Origin of the sequence: Aureimonas sp. SK2, assembly GCF_029813115.1 — a bacterium.
Lineage (GTDB): Bacteria > Pseudomonadota > Alphaproteobacteria > Rhizobiales > Rhizobiaceae > Aureimonas.
Map to the genome: position 1 here is coordinate 435,774 of NZ_JAPZDS010000001.1, position 18,874 is coordinate 454,647.

An 18,874-nucleotide genomic window follows, 5' to 3' on the forward strand; every position below is an offset into this window, starting at 1 on the left:
TTCAGGCCCTTTCCTTGCGAGACGTGGCCGCCACCAAGCGGTCGAGGGCCGCGCGGGCGCCTCCTCCGGCGATCGACTGCGTCGCCTGGGCGATGCCAGTTTCAAGGTCGGCCGCGCGTCCGGCGACGACCAGCGCGGCGCCGGCGTTGAGGAGCACGATGTCGCGATAGGCGCTCGGCTCGCCTGCGAGGACGGAGCGCAGCGCCGCTGCATTCTGTGCCGCGTCCCCGCCGACGATCTCCTCGGGGCGCCGTCGGGAAAAGCCGAGGGCTTCCGGCTCGATCGTGAACTCGCGGATCGCCCCGTTGCGGATCTCGCAGACCGCCGTCGGCCCGCAATTGGTGATCTCGTCCAGCCCGTCGCCGTGGACGATCCAGGCCGCGTCAGTGCCGAGCTCCAGCAGCGCCTCGGCGACCGGCCGGACCCACTCGGCGGCATAGACGCCGACCAGGAGGCGCCGTACGCCCGCAGGGTTCGCCAAAGGCCCCAGCATGTTGAAGATCGTGCGCGTTCCGAGTTCGACGCGCGAGGGGCCGACGAAGCGCATGGCGGCATGGTGCGTCGGCGCGAACATGAATCCGAGGCCGGTCTCGGCGATCACTTCCGAGATCCGGTCGGGCTTGATGTCCACGTCGACGCCGAGCGCGGCGAGCACGTCGGCCGAGCCGGAGCGGGAGGACAGCGCGCGGTTGCCGTGCTTGGCGACGGGCACGCCGCAGCCGGCGACCACGAAGGCGGCGCAGGTCGAGACGTTGTAGGTACCCGCATGGTCGCCGCCGGTGCCGACGATATCCACCGCGTCGGCGGGAGCGCTCACGCGGGCCATGTTGGCGCGCATCACGTCCACCGCTCCGGCGATCTCGTCCACCGTCTCGCCGCGCACGCGCAGCGCCATCAGGAAACCGCCGATCTGCGAAGGCGTCGCCTCGCCCGACATCAGGATGCCGAAGGCTTCCCGCGCCTCATCGCGCGACAGGGCGTGCCCGTTCGCGACCTTTGCGATCAGCGGCTTGAGCCCTGCGCTCATCGAATGGCGACCTTCGCCTGGTTGAGCGCCGTATTGTTCAGCGTGACCGGGATGGTCTGCTGGAGATAGGCGACATAGCTCTGGAAGAGGTCCTCGCGGATCGTCTCGTCCAGGTTCTGTCGCGCCGCGGCCGGCACGTTGGCGGCCGGATCCGCCGCGTCGGCGACTTCCGTCACCTGCAGCACCACCGCCTCGCCCGACTGGAGGGCCGGCGCTTCGGCCACCGTGCCTTCCGGACCGGAGAAGGCGGCGCGGGTGGCCGCTTCGCCGATCTCCGCGCGGCCGCTCTCGCGGGTGATGGACGCGGCCCTCTCGACGGTCAGGCCCTCGGTGGCCGCGACATCCGCCAGCGTCTGGCCGCCGCGCACGCGCTCGGCCAGGGCTTCGGCGCGCTCGGTCATCAGCCGTTCGGCCTCGTCCACCTTCCAGTCGGCGACGACGCGGTCGCGCACCTCCGCCAGGGGACGATCGCGGGCCGGGACGACCTCGCCGAGTTCGAAGAACACGTAGTTGTTGCCGCCATAGTTGACGGGCTGGGCCGGCATGCCCGGCTGGGCGGCGAAGACGGCGGCCAGAAGCTGCGCCTGGGCCGGCAGCTCGCCGACGGGCGTTTCGTCCTGGCGGTTGCCGCTCGCGTCCACCGGCTGGACGCTCTGGAGCGTGTAGCCCGCTTGTTGCGCGGCTTCCGCCAGCGAGGCGCCGCTCAGCATCGCGTCGGAGATCGCGGTGTAGGCCTCGGTCACCTTGGCGTTCGCGGCTTCCAGCGCGATAGCGGTGCGAACCTCGTCCCGGACCTCGTCCAGTGGCCGCACCACTTCGGGCTCGACGCGCTCGACCAGCATGATCACCGGCCCGAACGGCCCGTCCACGACCGGCGAGGGCGTGCCGGGCACGGCCGAGAAGGCGGCGTCCGCCAGCGTCGCGTTGGGGATCGCCAAGCGTGGGATCAGGCCGAGATCGGCGACCTGCCGGCCTTCGGCCTTCGCGGCGTCGGCGAGGCTGGTGCCGGCGGCGATCGCCTGCGCCGCGCGGTCGGCCGCGGCGCGGTCGGCGAAGACCACCTGCGCGACCTGCCGGCGCTCGGGCGTCGTGTAGCGGGCACGGTTGGCCTCGTAGTAGGCGGCGATCGCGTCGTCGGTGACGGCGCCGGGGTCCGAGAGGCTCTGGGCCGAAAGCGAGAGATAGGAGAAGCCGCGATATTCGGGCGCGCGGTAGCCGTCCTGCCCCTGCGTATAGAAGTCGTCCAGCGCCTCGTCGGTCGGTTCCTCGACGCTGTCCACCGGCGGCGGCTGGAGGCGGATGAAGTTCACGGTGCGCCGCTCGCCATTGTAGGCACCGAGCGCCTCCACGAAGACGGCCGGCACGGCGGCGCCTTCCGAGAGGGGGGCGATCAGCTGGTTGCGCGTGGCGCTGCCGCGGAGATCCTCGAGGTAGGACTGCTCGGTAATCTGCGCGTTGGCGAGCACCGCGCGCATGGTGTTGCGCGAGAAGTTGCCCGACTGGTCCTTGAAGGCCGGCTCGTTCTGGATGAGTTGGATCAGGCCGTCGTCCGACAGGCCGAGACCGAGACGACGCGCCTGTTCGTCGAGCAGGGCGCCGGCCGTGAGCTGCGAAAGGACGGCGCGGTCGAGGCCGAAGGCTTCCGCCTCGTCGGCGCTCGGGCGGCGTTGGAGCTGCTGGCCGAGGCGGTTGAGGCCCTGGCGATAGGCGAGCTGAAACTGCGGCACGGTCACGCGCGTGTCGCCGGCGGACAGGACGGTGCTGCCGCCGTCGCGGTCGCGCAGAACGTCGGTGATGCCCCAGCCGACGAAGCTCACGGCCAACGCGCCCAGAAAGATCCTGGCCACCCAGCTCGACGCGCCGCGCCGCATCCGATTCAGCATCACTCGTCTCCCGAAATTCGTTCGTCGGGACAGGGGAATAGGCATTTTGCCGGCCGAAGGAAAGCGCCGGACGCGCGCCGCGCTGCTTGATTTTCGGGTGCCCGCCGGTAGAGCGTCGAAGCGTGAGGGCTTGCGATGGGCGAGCGACGACGCAAACGGGAGAACCGCTATGAGCCGCAGACCGCTGATCGCCGGCAACTGGAAGATGAACGGCTCGCGCGCCGCGCTGGCCGAACTCTCGGCCATGGTGGACGACCTTCGCACGACGCCCGACGAAGGGTTCGACGTGCTGGTCTGCCCGCCCGCGATCCTGGTGGCGCAAGCCGCGGAGATCGCGCAGGGCGTGGTCGCGGTCGGCGGGCAGGACGCCCATGCCAAGGCGAGCGGCGCTCACACCGGCGACGTTTCGGCCGCCATGCTGAAGGATGCAGGCGCGAGCCATGTGATCCTCGGCCACTCCGAGCGCCGCACGGATCACGGCGAGGCGAGCGAGCTGGTGGCGGCGAAGACCGAAGGCGCCTGGGCTGCCGGGCTGGTCGCGGTCGTGTGCATCGGCGAGACCGAGGCGGAAAAGAACGCCGGACGCACGCTCGACGTTCTCGCCGACCAGATCCGCCGTTCGCTGCCCGAAGGCGCGACGGCCGACAATACGGTCGTCGCCTACGAGCCGGTCTGGGCGATCGGAACCGGGCGCACGCCGACGGTCGCCGAGGTCGGCGAGACCCACGCCTTCATCCGCGCGCGTCTCGCCGAACGGTTCGGCGCCGATGCGGCAGCCGGGATGCGCGTTCTCTATGGCGGGTCGGTCAAGCCCTCCAACGCGGCCGAACTCCTGGCGCTGGAGGATGTCGACGGCGCCCTCGTCGGCGGGGCGAGCCTCAAGGCGGCCGACTTCCTGCCGATCTGCCGGGCCGCCCGAAACTGACGGGATCAAAAGCGGTTGGAATAGTCGAACGCCTCCTATAGAAGACGCGCAACTTGTGAAAGATTGCGCCTCGAGGCCATGCAGACCGTTCTGATCGTCATCCATCTCCTGATCGTGCTGGCCCTCGTGGTCGTCGTTCTGCTCCAGCGTTCCGAAGGCGGCGCGCTGGGCATGGGCGGCGGTGGTGGAGGCGGGCTGATGACGGCCCGCGGTGCCGCCAACGTGCTGACGCGCACCACGGCGGTTCTCGCCACCGGCTTCTTCATCACGTCGATGGCGCTCGCCATCCTCGCCCGCTACGGCTCGGACGGTCTCGACATTCTTGACCGCGTGCCGGCTCAGACCGCTCCGGCGACGGGCGGCGCGGCGGGAGGGGCCGCCGGAGGCTCGCTGCTCGACCAGCTCGGCGGCCTGCCGGAAGACCAGCCGCAGGGCAACGCCCCGGTGGACGTGCCGTCGGGCGCGACGCCCGGTACGCCGACAACCGCCCCGAGCGCGCCGGCACCTGCCGCCACGCCGGCTGCGCCTGCCAACGCCGAAGGCGTCCCGACCGGTGCGTCGAACGCGGTGCCCGCCATTCCCGCCAACCCGGCGCCGGAATCCTCGCAGTCGCCCGACGTGCCGACGGTTCCGCCCGTCGAGACGCCTCCGGCCGGTGCGACGACCGAGCAGCCGGCCGCGACGACCACCGCTCCGGCCACGACGGCGCCCGCCCAGCCGGCGCAGTGATCGGCTAGCCCGACGGCATCATCCGAGGGGCGCTGCGGCGCCCCTTTTTCTTTTCGGCCAGAAGGGGACTGGTCGAATCCTGCTTGAGCGAGTATCGGGAAGGCCCATGGCGCGATACATCTTCATCACCGGCGGCGTGGTTTCATCTTTGGGGAAGGGCATCGCATCGGCGGCCCTCGGCGCGCTGCTGCAGGCGCGCGGCTACCGCGTCCGCCTCCGCAAGCTCGACCCCTATCTCAACGTCGATCCGGGCACGATGAGCCCGACGCAGCACGGCGAGGTCTTCGTGACCGACGACGGCGCGGAGACGGACCTCGACCTCGGCCACTACGAACGCTTCACCGGCCGCTCCGCGAACCGGATGGACAATATCACCACCGGCCGGATCTACCAGGAGATCATCGCCAAGGAGCGTCGCGGCGACTATCTCGGCGGCACGGTCCAGGTGATCCCGCACGTCACCGACGCGATCAAGAACTTCGTGCTCGAAGGCAACGAGGACTACGACTTCGTGCTGTGCGAGATCGGCGGCACGGTCGGCGACATCGAGGCGATGCCCTTCATGGAGGCGATCCGCCAGCTCGGCAACGACCTGCCGCGCAACGGCGCCGTCTACGTCCACCTGACGCTGATGCCCTACATCCCGACGGCGGGCGAGCTGAAGACCAAACCGACCCAGCATTCGGTCAAGGAACTCCGCTCGATCGGCATCCAGCCGGACATCCTCCTCGTGCGCGCCGACCGTCCTATCCCGAAGGAGGAGCGGCGCAAGATGAGCCTCTTCTGCAACGTGCGGGAGACGGCGGTCATCCAAGCGCTGGATGTGGCGACCATCTACGACGTGCCGATCGCCTACCACAACGAAGGGCTCGACACGGAAGTGCTCGCCGCCTTCGGCATAGACCCTGCGCCGAAGCCCAAACTCGAGCGCTGGCTCCAGGTGGTCGAGAGCGTCGCCCGGCCCGAGGGCGAGGTTACGATCGCCGTCGTCGGCAAGTACACGGGCCTCAAGGACGCCTACAAGTCGCTGATCGAGGCGCTGCAGCACGGCGGCATTGCCAACCGGGTGAAGGTCAATCTCGACTGGATCGAGTCGGAGGTCTTCGAGAAGGAGGACCCGACGCCGTATCTGGAGAAGGTCGGCGGCATCCTGGTTCCCGGCGGCTTCGGCGAGCGGGGCTCCGAAGGCAAGATCAGCGCGGCGCGCTTCGCGCGCGAGCGCAACGTGCCGTATTTCGGCATCTGCTTCGGCATGCAGATGGCGGTAATCGAGGCGGCCCGCTCGCTGGCCGGTGTGTCCGAGGCCAGCTCGACCGAGTTCGGGCCGACCAAGGAGCCGGTCGTCGGCATCATGACGGAGTGGATGCGCGGCAACGAGCTGGAGCAGCGCGCGGCCGAGGGCGACCTCGGCGGCACCATGCGCCTCGGCTCGTATGAGGCGCATCTCGCCGGCGGCTCGCGCATCGCCGACATCTACGGCTCGACCACGATCAACGAGCGCCACCGCCACCGCTACGAGGTGAACAGGACCTATCGCGAGCGGCTGGAAGAGGCGGGCATGATCTTCGCCGGCATGTCTCCCGATGGCCTGCTGCCGGAAACGGTGGAGCTGCCGGATCATCCCTGGTTCATCGGCGTGCAGTATCACCCCGAGCTGAAGTCGCGGCCCTTCGAGCCGCACCCGCTCTTCGCTTCCTTCATCGCGGCGGCGATCGAACGCTCCCGCCTGCTCTGACCTGTCCCGAAAGGCATTCCATGCTCGCTCCGAATTCTACGATCCGACTTCGGGGCGCCGAGTTCGCGCAGGACAAGCCGTTCTCGCTGATCGCCGGACCGTGCCAGATGGAAAGCCGCGATCACGCCATGATGATCGCCGAGCGGATGAAGCGGATGACGGCCGATCTCGGAATCGGCTACGTCTTCAAGGCGAGCTTCGACAAGGCCAACCGCACCAGCCGCGAGGGCCGGCGCGGCATCGGCCTCGAAGGCGCGCTGCCTGTGTTCGACGAGATCCAGGCGCAGTTCGACGTGGCGGTCCTCACCGACGTTCATGCGGCCGAGCAGTGCGAGCCGGTCGGCGAGGTCTGCGATGTCCTGCAGATTCCTGCCTTCCTGTCGCGGCAGACCGACCTTCTCGTCGCCGCCGCCCATACGGGGCGGGTCGTCAACATCAAGAAGGGTCAGTTCCTGGCACCTTGGGACATGCGCCACGCGGTCGACAAGGTGACGGGAAGCGGCAACGCCAACGTGCTTCTCACCGAGCGCGGGGCGTCCTTCGGCTACAACACGTTGATCAGCGACTTCCGCGCGCTGCCGATCATGGCCGAGACCGGCGCGCCCGTCGTCTTCGACGCGACCCATTCTGTCCAGCAGCCCGGCGGGCAGGGCGGCTCGTCGGGCGGCGAGCGCCGCTTCGTCGCGACGCTCGCCCGGGCGGCCGTCGCCGTCGGCGTCGCCGGCCTCTTCATCGAGACGCACGAGGACCCGGACAACGCCCCGTCCGACGGTCCCAACATGGTCGCTCTCGACGACATGCCCGAGCTCCTCAAGCGGCTGCGCGATCTCGACGCCGTCGCCAAGGGCGTCTGACACAAGGCATCCCCGGCCGATGCCCTTGCAGGGCCGGCCGTTTCAACCCGGCACGAGCCACTAGCCAAGGGACGGATCATGACCGCCATCATCGACATCATCGCGCGCGAGATTCTCGACAGCCGCGGAAACCCGACCGTCGAGGTCGACGTGGTGCTGGAAGACGGCTCGATGGGCCGCGCGGGCGTGCCATCCGGCGCGTCCACGGGTGCGCACGAGGCCGTGGAACTGCGCGACGGCGACGAGCGCTACGGCGGCAAGGGTGTCCAGCAGGCGGTCCAGGCGGTTAATACCGACATTCTGGAGGCCCTGGTCGGCTTCGAGGCGGAGAACCAGATCCGCATCGACTCGGTGCTGAAGTCGCTGGACGGCACGGCCAACAAGAGCCGCCTCGGCGCCAACGCCATTCTCGGCGTGTCGCTCGCCACGGCCAAGGCGGCGGCCGAAGCCGCCGGCCTGCCGCTCTACCGTTATGTCGGCGGCGCCAGCGCCCATGTCCTGCCGGTGCCGATGATGAACATCATCAACGGCGGCGCTCATGCCGACAACCCGATCGACTTCCAGGAATTCATGATCATGCCGGTCGGCGCGGAGACCTTCGCCGAAGGCCTGCGCATGGGCGCCGAGGTGTTCCACACGCTGAAGAAGGCGCTGAAAGCCGCCGGTCACAACACCAATGTCGGCGACGAGGGCGGCTTCGCGCCGAACTTGGAGTCGGCCAAGGCCGGTCTCGACTTCGTCATGGCCTCGATCGAGAAGGCCGGTTACAGGCCGGGCGAGGACATCTACCTCGCGCTCGACTGCGCCTCGACCGAGTTCTTCAAGAACGGCGTCTACGACCTCGAAGGCGAGAAGCGGAAGCTTTCGGCCGACGAGATGGCTGGCTATCTCGCCGAGCTGTCCGCCGCCTATCCCATCATCTCGATCGAGGACGGCATGGCCGAGGACGACTGGGCCGGCTGGAAGAGCCTGACGGACAAGGTCGGCAGCCGCGTCCAGCTCGTCGGCGACGACCTCTTCGTGACCAACTCGGCGCGCCTGCGCGAAGGCATCGAGAAGAAGGTGGCCAACTCGATCCTGGTGAAGGTCAATCAGATCGGAACGCTGACCGAGACGCTGGACGCGGTGAACGTCGCCCATCGCGCCGGCTATACGGCCGTGATGTCGCACCGCTCGGGCGAGACCGAGGACTCCACCATCGCGGACCTCGCCGTCGCCACCAACTGCGGACAGATCAAGACGGGCTCGCTCGCGCGCTCCGACCGGCTCGCCAAGTACAACCAGCTCCTTCGCATCGAGGAGGAACTGGGCGACCAGGCGGTTTATGCCGGGCGCTCGATCCTGCGCCGCTGACCCGATGAAGCGAGGGGCGCTCCGGCGCCCCTTTCTTTTGCCGATGGTCCGACAGGCTTAACGGGCTGTAAACGCGGACGGGGCTAGGGTGGTGGAGATTCGGAGATCTCCCATGCACACGAAGCAGAAGCGCCGGTCCTGGCTTTCGCGGCTCGTCGTTCCCGCCATCACCTTGCCCTGTCTCGCCTACTTCGTGTCCCACGCGCAGACCGGACGCTACGGCACGGAAGCCAGTGTCGCGTTGAAGGAGGACCTCGCGCGTAAGCAGATCGCCTATGCCGAGCTGGTCGAAGCGCGTCAGGCCCTCGAAACCCGCGTCCGCCTTCTGAGCGATGGCACCTTGGAGCGGGATATGATCGACGAGCGAGCACGGCGCGCCCTCAACCTGTCAAACGAGGACGAGGTGACCATCCTGCTCCACGACAAGGACCGGAATTAACCGGACATGAGTTGAAAGACGCTGCAAGCGGCATCTTAACTCGCGCAGGGTTAAGGGTATATCGGGCGCTTGCGTGCCTATGTCTTGTCCATATACTTGCCCAAAACTTGCCCGCCGGACTGAGGGCGTCAAGGGATGGGAGTCGAAATGGCCGCACTGAAGAAACAAGGCACGGGCGGCGAAGGCGGCGTCCCGGCGCCGGGCGCGGGCGAGATCGAGAAGACGCTCAAGCAATTCACGGCGCCGGCCCCGTCCGAGTTCAGCAAGGACGAGGACACACGCGCCTATCGCGACATGCTCCTGATCCGCCGCTTCGAGGAAAAGGCCGGCCAGCTCTACGGCATGGGCTTCATCGGCGGCTTCTGCCACCTCTATATCGGCCAGGAGGCCGTGGTGGTGGGCATGCAGATGGCGATGAAGGAAGGTGATCAGGTCATCACCGGCTATCGCGACCATGGCCACATGCTGGCCACGGGCATGGAATCGCGCGGCGTCATGGCCGAGCTCACGGGTCGCCGTTCCGGCTACTCGAAGGGCAAGGGCGGCTCCATGCACATGTTCTCCAAGGAGAAGCATTTCTACGGCGGCCACGGCATCGTCGGCGCCCAGGTGTCGCTCGGCACCGGCCTTGCGTTCGCCAACCGCTACCGCGGGAACGACTCCGTCTCCATCACCTATTTCGGCGACGGCGCGGCCAACCAGGGCCAGGTTTACGAGAGCTTCAACATGGCTTCCCTGTGGAAGCTGCCGGTCATCTACGTGATCGAGAACAACCGCTACGCCATGGGCACCTCGGTCAACCGCGCCTCGGCGGAGACCAATTTCGCCCATCGCGGCCTGTCCTTCAAGATTCCCGGCATCCAGGTCGACGGCATGGATGTGCGCGCCGTGAAGGCAGCCGGCGACCTCGCAGTCCAGCATTGCCGCAGCGGCGAGGGTCCGATGATCCTCGAGATGCTGACCTATCGCTATCGCGGCCACTCGATGTCGGATCCCGCCAAGTACCGCACGCGCGATGAGGTGCAGAAGATGCGCGCCGAGTCCGATCCGATCGAGCAGGTGCGCCAGCGCCTGGTCGAGGCGCACGGCGCCTCGGAGGACGATCTCAAGGCGGTCGATCGCGAGGTGCGCGACATCGTGGCCGACGCGGCCGAGTTCGCCCAGAACGATCCCGAGCCGGATGTCTCGGAGCTGTGGACCGACATCTATGCGGACACGGTTCCGCAGGCTTCGAAGTAAGGGGAGGGGCGCATGCCGACCGAAATCCTGATGCCCGCCCTGTCTCCGACCATGGAGGAGGGCACCCTTTCCAAGTGGGTCAAGCAGGAGGGCGATGCGGTCGCCCCCGGCGACGTGATCGCCGAGATCGAGACCGACAAGGCGACCATGGAGGTCGAAGCCATCGACGAGGGCAAGATCGGCAAGATCCTGGTCGCCGCCGGAACCGAGGGCGTGAAGGTCAACACGCCGATCGCCATTCTGCTGGCCGAGGGCGAGAGCGCCGACGATGCCGTGGCGTCCGCGCCGAAGGCGGCGCCCGCTTCCTCCGCCCCGACGGAAGCGAAGCCCGACGCGGCCGAAGGCGACAAGTCCAAGCCGGCGCCCGTGCCCGCCCAGGGCCTGTCGCATCCCGAGCCGGACGATGCCGACGGCGACTTCGCCGAGGAGATCCCGGCCGGCACCAAGATGGTGACGAAGACCGTGCGCGAGGCGCTCCGCGAGGGGATGGCCGAGGAGATGCGCCGCGACGAGACCGTCTTCCTGATGGGCGAGGAGGTCGCCGAGTACCAGGGCGCCTACAAGATCAGCCAGGGCCTTCTCGACGAGTTCGGCTCGCGCCGCGTCGTCGACACGCCGATCACCGAGCACGGATTTGCGGGCCTCGGCGTCGGCGCGGCCTTCGCGGGCCTCAAGCCCATCGTCGAGTTCATGACCTTCAACTTCGCCATGCAGGCGATCGATCAGATCATCAACTCGGCCGCCAAGACGCTTTACATGGCCGGCGGCCAGATGGGCTGCCCGATCGTGTTCCGTGGCCCGAACGGCGCCGCCGCGCGCGTGGCCGCCCAGCACAGCCAGGACTACGCCGCCTGGTACAGCCAGATTCCCGGCCTGAAGGTCATCCAGCCCTATTCGGCGGCCGATGCCAAGGGCCTGATGAAGGCCGCGATCCGCGATCCGAACCCGATCGTCTTCCTCGAGAACGAGATCCTCTACGGCCATTCCTTCGAGGTGCCCGACACCGACGACTGGATCGTGCCGATCGGCAAGGCGCGCATCCACCGCAAGGGCAAGGACGTGACGATCGTCTCCTTCGGCATCGGCATGACCTATGCCGTGGTGGCCGCCGAGCAGCTTGCCAAGGAAGGCATCGACGCGGAGGTGATCGACCTGCGCACGATCCGCCCGATGGATGTCGACGCGATCGTCCGCTCGGTGAAGAAGACCAACCGCTGCGTGACGGTCGAGGAAGGCTGGCCGCAGAGCTCCGTCGGCTCCCACATCGCCTCCGAGCTGATGGTGCGCGCGTTCGACCATCTCGACGCCCCGGTGCTCAAGGTCTGCGGCAAGGACGTGCCGATGCCGTATGCGGCGAACCTCGAGAAGCTGGCGCTGCCTTCGGCCAAGGAAGTCGTCGAGGCGGTCAAGGCGGTCTGCTACCGCTGAGCGGGAGGAGGCTCCGGCACGTTTTGCCGAGGCCTTGGAACTTCTGGACGGGCGTTCTCGCCCGTTCCTCATGCCGCGATGCGGCAACGATGGCCGCTTGACGCGGCGGTCGCGCAGGCAAGTCTTGATGCCGGCCGAACGGTCCCTCGCTCGGCGGATCGTGGCTCATAGAAGTATCGATGCCCGTCGAATGGGCGACTGAGGAGACGTTCGCCGATGCCGATCAACGTCACGATGCCGGCCCTTTCGCCGACGATGGAAGAGGGCAACCTCGCGAAGTGGCTGGTGAAGGAGGGCGACAAGGTCTCCTCCGGCGACGTCATCGCGGAGATCGAGACCGATAAGGCCACCATGGAGGTCGAGGCGGTGGACGAGGGCACGGTCGCGAAGATCGTGGTTCCGGCCGGCACCGAGGGCGTCAAGGTCAACGCCGTGATCGCGATCCTGGCCGCGGAAGGCGAAGATGCCTCGGCGGCCGCATCGGGCGGCGGCGGCGCGCAAGGCGCCGGCTCGCCAAAGGCCGACGACGCCGTGAAGGGATCGATGGACGACGCTAAGGACGTCGACAAGCGCGGCTACGAACGCGCCGCCGAGACGGCCTCCGCTGCGGAAGGGGGCTCGTCCGCCAAGCCGTCCGGCGGATCGGACGCGGGCAAGAGCGGACGCGTCTTCGCTTCGCCGCTGGCCCGTCGCCTCGCCAAGGAGCAGGGCGTCGATCTCTCCGGCGTTCAGGGCAGCGGCCCGCACGGCCGCATCGTGAAGGCCGATATCGAGACGGCGGCCAAGGGCGGAGCGCCGAAGCCGGCGGCGTCGCAGGCGCCGTCCGCGGCTCCGGCCGCCGCCGCGTCTGCGCCGGCCGGGGCGCCGAAGCCCGCGAGCGACGATGCGATCCTGAAGCTCTTCGCAGAAGGCTCCTACGAGAAGATCCCCCACGACGGCATGCGCAAGACCATCGCCAAGCGGCTGGTGGAATCCAAGCAGACCGTCCCGCACTTCTACCTCTCGGTGGACTGCGAGCTTGACGCGCTTCTTGCATTGCGCAAGCAGCTCAACGGCGCCGCGCCGACCGTGAAGACCGAAGCGGGCGAGCGCCCGGCCTACAAGCTGTCGGTCAACGACATGGTGATCAAGGCGATGGCTTGCGCGCTCAAGGCCGTGCCGGATGCCAACGTCTCCTGGACCGAGAGCGCGATGCTCAAGCACCGCAACGCCGATGTCGGCGTGGCCGTGTCGATCGAGGGTGGCCTGATCACGCCGATCATCCGCAAGGCGGACGAGAAGACGCTGTCCACCATCTCCAACGAGATGAAGGATCTCGCCAAGCGCGCCCGTGCCCGCAAGCTGAAGCCCGAGGAGTATCAAGGCGGGACGACCGCCGTGTCCAACCTCGGCATGTTCGGGATCAAGGACTTTTCGGCCGTCATCAACCCCCCGCACGCGACGATCCTTGCGGTCGGGGCCGGCGAGGAGCGTGCCGTGGTCAAGAACGGCGCGGTGACGGTCGCCAACGTCATGACCGTGACCCTCTCGACCGACCATCGCGCGGTGGACGGGGCGCTGGGCGCCGAGCTGATCTCGGCCTTCAAGCGCTTCATCGAGAACCCGATGAGCATGCTGGTCTGAGCGGTCTCGGAGCCGCTCGGTGAAGACCGTTCTCTGCTACGGCGACTCCCTGACCTGGGGCTACGATGCGGCTGGCCCCGGTCGGCATCGCTTCGAGGATCGCTGGCCGAGCGTCGTGGACGAACGGCTCGGCAAGCGGGGGCGGGTGATTGCCGAAGGGCTGAACGGCCGCACCACGGCCTACGACGACCATCTGTCGCCGGCGGACCGCAACGGCGCGCGGCTACTGCCGACGATCCTCGCGACGCACGAACCGGTAGACGTGCTGGTGATCGCGCTCGGGTCGAACGACCTCAAGAAGCACACGGGCGGTGGCCGCGCGGCCGAGGCGGCGTTCGGGATCGAGCGGCTGGTGCAGATCGCACGGAGCTATCCGTCCTCGTTCGGCTTCCGGATCGGCGAGATCCTCGTCGTTTCGCCGCCGGCGCTGGTCGCGACCGCCGACCCCGACTTCGACGCCATGTTCGGGCACGCCCTGGAGGAGTCGAAGCGCTTCAAGGACGCCTATGCCCGAGTGGCGAAGGCGACCGGATGCCGGCATCTGGCCGCGTCCGACCATTGCGTCGCCACGCCTCTCGACGGCGTGCATCTCGACGCCGCCAACACACGATCGCTCGGTGACGCGATCGCTCAGACGCTGATTCCGCTGATCTAGCGACGAAACCCATTCGACGGAGACACGTGCATGGCCGATACCTATGACATCCTGATCATTGGCGGCGGGCCGGGCGGCTATGTGGCGGCCATCCGTGCGGCGCAGCTCGGCTTCAAGACGGCGGTCGTCGAGCGCGAGCATCTCGGCGGCATCTGCCTCAACTGGGGCTGCATCCCGACCAAGGCGCTGCTGCGCTCGGCCGAGGTGTTCCACTATGCCGAACACGGCGAGAACTACGGCCTCAAGATCGCCAAGCCCGACTTCGACATCGGGGCAGTCGTGAAGCGCTCGCGCGGCGTTTCGGCCCAGCTCAACGGCGGCGTCGCCGGGCTGATGAAGAAGAACAAGATCGATGTGATCTGGGGCCAGGCGAAGCTCACCAAGGCCGGAAAGGGCGGCCCGGTCGAGGTCGAGGTCGGGGAGCCGACCAAGCCCGCGGTGCAGCCGCAGAACCCGGTGCCCAAGGGCGTCCTCGGCCACGGTACCTACAAGGCCAAGCACGTCATCGTCGCCACCGGCGCGCGCCCGCGTGTGCTGCCCGGCATCGAGGCCGACGGCGAGCGGATCTGGACCTATTTCGAGGCGATGAAGCCGCAGGCTATGCCGAAGTCCCTCATCGTCATGGGCTCGGGGGCCATCGGCATCGAGTTCGCCTCCTTCTACCGGACCATGGGCGCCGAAGTGACGGTGGTCGAGCTGCTGCCGCAGATCCTGCCGGTGGAAGACGCCGAGATCGCGGCTGTCGCGCGCAAGCAGTTCGAGAAGCAGGGCATGAAGATCCTGTCCGACGCCAAGGTCGCGAAGGTCGCCAAGACGGGCGAGGGCGTCGAGGTGACGGTCGAGCAGGGCGAGAAGAGCCAGGTGCTCAAGGCCGAGAAGCTGATCTCGGCCGTCGGCGTGCAGGGCAACACAGAGGGGCTCAATCTCGAGGGCGTCGGCGTGGCGGTCGAACGCGGGCTCGTGAAAGTCGACGCCTACGGGCGCACCAATGTCGAGGGCGTCTATGCGATCGGCGACGTCGCCGGCGCGCCGATGCTGGCGCACAAGGCCGAGCACGAGGGCACGATCTGCGTCGAGAAGATCAAGGGCCTCGACGCCCATCCGATGAAGCGCGAGCAGATCCCCGGCTGCACCTATTGCCAGCCGCAGATCGCCTCCGTGGGCCTCACCGAGGCCAAGGCCAAGGAAGCCGGGCGCGAGGTCAAGGTCGGACGCTTCCGGTTCCTCGCCAACGGCAAGGCGATTGCTCTCGGCGAACCGGACGGCATGGTGAAGACCGTGTTCGACGCCAAGACTGGCGAACTCCTCGGAGCACACATGGTCGGCGCCGAGGTGACGGAACTGATTCAGGGCTTCGTGATCGCCATGGGCCTGGAGACGACGGAGGAAGACCTGATGCACACCGTCTTCCCGCATCCGACGCTCTCCGAGATGATGCACGAGAGTGTGCTCGACGCCTACGGCAAGGTCATCCACATGTAGGAGACGAAAAACGCAGCGAGCGGCCCGCGGAGGTCTTGTCCACATTTTCGCCGCACTATCTCAAATCTCGGTATTTGTACCGTAGGAGATACGTATGGGTTGGCTCGCTGCAATTATCATCGGCGGTATCGCCGGATGGCTCGCAGAGCAGGTCATGAAGAGCAACATGGGGCTCTTCCTGAACATCATTCTCGGCATCGTCGGCGCCGTCTTCCTGAACTTCCTGCTCGGCATTCTGGGCGCGACGGATCTTCAGGCGGGCGCGAGCTTCTCGATCCAGTACCTGATCGTCGGCTTCATCGGCGCCTGCCTGCTCATCTTCCTCTTCCGGGCAGTCCGCGGCCGCCGCGTCTAGGCGAGATTGCGTGACTGTCGAACCGAGCTTAAATGACGGTCAATGGTCACGATCCTAGACGCCCGAACCTCGTCGCCGAGCGCGAGGCCCCGCCATCCTGAAAAGGCGCACCGCCCCGATACGGCGGTGCTCCCCAAGCCTGACTGGATCCGGGTGAAAGCCCCGGTCTCCGCGGGCTATATGGAGACCCGGGAGATCGTTAAATCCAACCGCCTCGTCACCGTGTGTGAGGAGGCGGGATGTCCCAACATCGGCGGATGCTGGGAGAAGAAGCACGCGACATTTATGATCATGGGCGGCATCTGTACGCGCGCCTGCGCCTTCTGCAATGTCGCCACCGGCCTGCCGCATGCGCTGGACCGGGACGAGCCGGCCAGCGTCGGCCGTGCCGTCGCTTCGATGGGCCTGTCGCATGTGGTCATCACTTCGGTGGACCGCGACGACTTGCCGGACGGCGGCGCGCAGCATTTCGTCGAGACGATCGAGGCGATCCGTGCCTCGGCGCCGGGAACCACGATCGAGATCCTGACGCCGGACTTCCTGCGCAAGCCGGGCGCGCTGGAGAAAGTCGTCGCGGCTCGGCCCGACGTCTTCAACCACAATCTCGAAACAGTGCCGTCGAACTATCTGACGGTGCGGCCGGGTGCGCGCTATTTCCACTCCATCCGCCTCCTGCAGCGCGTGAAGGAGCTGGACCCGACGATCTTCACCAAGTCCGGCATCATGGTCGGCCTCGGCGAAGAGCGGAACGAGATCCTTCAGCTCATGGACGACCTGCGCTCGGCCGACGTCGACTTCATGACGATCGGCCAGTACCTCCAGCCGACGCGCAAGCACCACCCGGTGATCCGCTACGTGCCGCCGGAGGAGTTCAAGTCCTACGAGACGATCGGCCTGACCAAAGGGTTCCTGGTCGTGGCCTCGAGCCCGCTGACGCGCTCCTCGCACCATGCGGGCGAGGATTTCGAGCGGCTCAAGGCGGCGCGCCTGGCGAAGGTCGCGGCCTGATCCATGCCGAAGTTCGAGAATGCCCGCGTGGTTCGGCACTCGCCCGACGAGATGTTCGAGCTTGTGGCCGACGTCGAGCGCTATCCGGAGTTCCTGCCGCTCTGCCAGAACCTCGTGGTGCGCTCGCGGCGCGAGCGCGACGGCAAGACGCTGCTGATCGCCGACATGACGGTGGCCTACAAGATGATCCGGGAGACCTTCGCCTCCCAGGTCCTCCTCAAGCCCGCCGAGCGCCAGATCGACGTGAAATACGTGGATGGCCCGTTCCGCTATCTCGAGAACCGCTGGACCTTCGAGCCGCATCCGGACGGGTGCGAGGTGCGGTTCTTCATCGACTACGAGTTCAAGAGCCGCACGCTCGGCCTGCTGATGGGCTCTATGTTCGACTATGCCTTCCGCCGCTTTGCCACCGCGTTCGAGGAGAGGGCGGCCAAGGTCTACGCGACGCCGGCCTGACGCAGGCGTTTGAGCGCTTCGTCCACAAGCTCCAGCGCCGCTACGGTGCTGGAATGGCGGACCGCGCCGCGTCCGGGCGCGCCGAACCGGCGTTCGGCATGAACGGTGCCGAGGCGTGTCGCGCAGGCAAAGTGGACGAGCCCGACAGGCTTGGCCTCCGATCCGCCGCCCGGTCCGGCGATGCCGGTGATCGCGACGGCGACGTCCGATCCAGCCGTCCGTAGCGCGCCTTCGGCCATGGCCAGGGCGACCTCGCGCGAGACCGCGCCGTGGCGCTCCAGAAGCTCGGCGGGAACGCCGAGAAGGCGAGCCTTGGCCTCGTTCGAATATGTCACGAAGCCCATGCCGAACACGGCCGACGAACCGGCCACATCGGTGATCGCCGCGGCCACGAGCCCGCCTGTGCAGGATTCGGCCGACGCGACCGTCCAGCCGCCCGCCTGCGCCTTGGCGACGACCGCGGCGGCCAAGTGCTCGAGCCCGAAGGCGTCCGACAGATCAGCCGCCATAGACGACGCTCACGGTGGCGATGGCCGCGATGCCCTCGCGCCGACCTATGAAGCCGATCGTCTCGTTGGTGGTGGCCTTGATCGAGATGCGGTCCGGATCCAGCCCCGTGACCTTGCCGATCACGCCGACCATCGCGGCGCGATGCGGGCCGACCTTGGGCGCCTCGCAGATCAGCGTCACGTCGACATTGCAGATGCGGCCCGACTTCTCGCGCACGATCTCGACCGCCTTCTGAAGGAAGATCCGCGAGGGAGCGCCGCGCCACTGTGGGTCGCTCGGGGGGAAGTGGGTGCCGATGTCGTCGGCGCCGCAGGTGGCCAGCAGGGCGTCGGTGAGGGCATGGAAGCCGACATCGGCGTCGGAATGGCCGAGCAGCGCCTGATCATGCGGGATCCACACGCCGCAGAGCGTCACGCCGTCGCCGGGGATCAGCTTGTGGACGTCGTAGCCATTGCCGGTGCGAACGTCGATCATGGGCAGGTCTCCTCGGAACCGCTCGGCGGCGAGCGTCAGTTCGCGCGCGAGCGTCAGCTTGACGTTTTCTGGATCGCCCGCCACGAGGCGGACGGGGATGCCCGCCCACTCTGCGATCGAGGCGTCGTCGGTGAAGGCGGTCCGGGTCTCGCGCGACGCCTTGGCGTGGGCCTCGCGGATCAGCCCGAACGGGAATCCCTGCGGCGTCTGCGCGCCGAAAAGGCCCGTTCGGTCCACGGTGACATCGATGAGATCGCCGTCCGAACGCTTCAGCGTGTCCGCGACCGGCAGGGCCAGGATGGCGCCCGTCCGCTCATCGATCTCGGCGACAACGCGCAGAATCGCCTCCGACGATACGAAGGGGCGAACGGCATCGTGGATCAGGACGACGTCGGGGCGGATGTCGGCCAGCGCCTCCAGCCCGCAACGCACGGACGCCTGGCGCGTCGCGCCGCCCTCAACGATCATCAAGTGGTCGAGCAGGCCGTCGAGTGCCTTTCCGGCCATCGCGTGGTCGTCTGGATGGATGACCACCACCACATGCGTCACGCCTTGTGTCGCCAGGAAACGCTCGGCCGTACGCCAGAGCACGGGCCGCCCGCCCAAGTCGAAGTATTGTTTGGGACCATAGGGCGTGAGCCCCGCTCGCGACCCGCGGCCCGCGGCAACCAGGATCGCTGCGACCTTCATCCACCACCC

The 18,874-nt window shown here is 67.8% G+C and carries 18 protein-coding genes; 14 read left to right on the forward strand and 4 right to left on the reverse strand.

The genetic code is table 11. The annotated features are described in order from the left end of the window. Position 1 precedes the first annotated feature (1 nt). Together trpD and O5O54_RS02275 are read right to left on the reverse strand one after the other, a co-directional pair. Positions 2-1,027 carry an anthranilate phosphoribosyltransferase gene (gene trpD, locus O5O54_RS02270; protein WP_279478593.1) on the reverse strand — a complete coding sequence of 342 codons (1,026 nt, stop codon included), beginning with the start codon at positions 1,025-1,027 and terminating at the stop codon, positions 2-4. After that, on the reverse strand, positions 1,024-2,910 hold the full coding sequence (locus O5O54_RS02275; RefSeq protein WP_279478596.1) for a SurA N-terminal domain-containing protein: 1,887 nt from the start codon (positions 2,908-2,910) through the stop codon (positions 1,024-1,026). The genes trpD and O5O54_RS02275 overlap by 4 nt, the downstream gene beginning before the upstream one ends. Before the next feature lie 169 nt (positions 2,911-3,079). Between O5O54_RS02275 and tpiA the strand changes: the two genes are divergently transcribed. From tpiA to O5O54_RS02345, 14 genes are all read left to right on the forward strand, one after another. Then, positions 3,080-3,835, forward strand: a complete 756-nt coding sequence (gene tpiA, locus O5O54_RS02280; protein WP_279478599.1) for a triose-phosphate isomerase — start codon at positions 3,080-3,082, stop codon at positions 3,833-3,835. A gap of 78 nt (positions 3,836-3,913) precedes the next feature. Next, entirely contained in the window at positions 3,914-4,564 is a 651-nt protein-coding gene (secG, locus tag O5O54_RS02285; protein WP_279478602.1) for a preprotein translocase subunit SecG, read from the forward strand. A gap of 106 nt (positions 4,565-4,670) precedes the next feature. Further along, complete coding sequence (locus O5O54_RS02290) at positions 4,671-6,299, forward strand: CTP synthase (protein WP_279478603.1); 1,629 nt, start codon at positions 4,671-4,673, stop codon at positions 6,297-6,299. A 20-nt stretch (positions 6,300-6,319) separates the two neighbouring features. After that, positions 6,320-7,153 carry a 3-deoxy-8-phosphooctulonate synthase gene (gene kdsA, locus O5O54_RS02295; protein ID WP_279478606.1) on the forward strand — a complete coding sequence of 278 codons (834 nt, stop codon included), beginning with the start codon at positions 6,320-6,322 and terminating at the stop codon, positions 7,151-7,153. Between the two features lie 78 nt (positions 7,154-7,231). After that, positions 7,232-8,506: a phosphopyruvate hydratase gene (gene eno, locus O5O54_RS02300; protein WP_279478608.1), complete on the forward strand. Its 1,275-nt coding sequence runs from the start codon at positions 7,232-7,234 to the stop codon at positions 8,504-8,506. A gap of 112 nt (positions 8,507-8,618) precedes the next feature. Continuing rightward, a complete protein-coding gene (locus O5O54_RS02305; protein ID WP_279478610.1) occupies positions 8,619-8,945 on the forward strand; it encodes a septum formation initiator family protein in 327 nt (108 codons plus the stop codon). 147 nt (positions 8,946-9,092) lie between these two features. Further along, positions 9,093-10,184 carry a pyruvate dehydrogenase (acetyl-transferring) E1 component subunit alpha gene (gene pdhA / locus O5O54_RS02310; protein WP_407061642.1) on the forward strand — a complete coding sequence of 364 codons (1,092 nt, stop codon included), beginning with the start codon at positions 9,093-9,095 and terminating at the stop codon, positions 10,182-10,184. A gap of 12 nt (positions 10,185-10,196) precedes the next feature. After that, positions 10,197-11,612 (forward strand): pyruvate dehydrogenase complex E1 component subunit beta, encoded by a 1,416-nt coding sequence (locus O5O54_RS02315; RefSeq protein WP_279478612.1) that lies wholly within the window; start codon positions 10,197-10,199, stop codon positions 11,610-11,612. 216 nt (positions 11,613-11,828) lie between these two features. After that, a complete protein-coding gene (locus O5O54_RS02320) occupies positions 11,829-13,235 on the forward strand; it encodes a pyruvate dehydrogenase complex dihydrolipoamide acetyltransferase (RefSeq protein WP_279478614.1) in 1,407 nt (468 codons plus the stop codon). Positions 13,236-13,254: 19 nt separating this feature from the next. Continuing rightward, positions 13,255-13,890, forward strand: a complete 636-nt coding sequence (locus O5O54_RS02325) for an SGNH/GDSL hydrolase family protein (protein WP_279478616.1) — start codon at positions 13,255-13,257, stop codon at positions 13,888-13,890. Positions 13,891-13,920: 30 nt separating this feature from the next. Then, the gene (gene lpdA / locus O5O54_RS02330; RefSeq protein ID WP_279478618.1) at positions 13,921-15,372 is read left to right on the forward strand and encodes a dihydrolipoyl dehydrogenase; all 1,452 of its coding nucleotides are present in this window, start codon (positions 13,921-13,923) and stop codon (positions 15,370-15,372) included. A gap of 94 nt (positions 15,373-15,466) precedes the next feature. After that, positions 15,467-15,727, forward strand: coding sequence for a GlsB/YeaQ/YmgE family stress response membrane protein (locus tag O5O54_RS02335; RefSeq protein ID WP_279478620.1), 261 nt, complete (start codon positions 15,467-15,469; stop codon positions 15,725-15,727). A 42-nt stretch (positions 15,728-15,769) separates the two neighbouring features. Further along, the gene (lipA, locus tag O5O54_RS02340; protein WP_279478621.1) at positions 15,770-16,735 is read left to right on the forward strand and encodes a lipoyl synthase; all 966 of its coding nucleotides are present in this window, start codon (positions 15,770-15,772) and stop codon (positions 16,733-16,735) included. Positions 16,736-16,738: 3 nt separating this feature from the next. Beyond that, positions 16,739-17,191, forward strand: a complete 453-nt coding sequence (locus O5O54_RS02345; protein WP_279478622.1) for a type II toxin-antitoxin system RatA family toxin — start codon at positions 16,739-16,741, stop codon at positions 17,189-17,191. On the opposite strand, the gene O5O54_RS02350 is transcribed toward O5O54_RS02345, so the two are convergent. Continuing rightward, positions 17,173-17,700 carry a nicotinamide-nucleotide amidohydrolase family protein gene (locus tag O5O54_RS02350; RefSeq protein WP_279478623.1) on the reverse strand — a complete coding sequence of 176 codons (528 nt, stop codon included), beginning with the start codon at positions 17,698-17,700 and terminating at the stop codon, positions 17,173-17,175. The genes O5O54_RS02345 and O5O54_RS02350 overlap by 19 nt on opposite strands. Further along, positions 17,690-18,865: a bifunctional 2-C-methyl-D-erythritol 4-phosphate cytidylyltransferase/2-C-methyl-D-erythritol 2,4-cyclodiphosphate synthase gene (locus O5O54_RS02355; RefSeq protein ID WP_279478624.1), complete on the reverse strand. Its 1,176-nt coding sequence runs from the start codon at positions 18,863-18,865 to the stop codon at positions 17,690-17,692. The genes O5O54_RS02350 and O5O54_RS02355 overlap by 11 nt, the downstream gene beginning before the upstream one ends. Positions 18,866-18,874 lie beyond the last annotated feature (9 nt).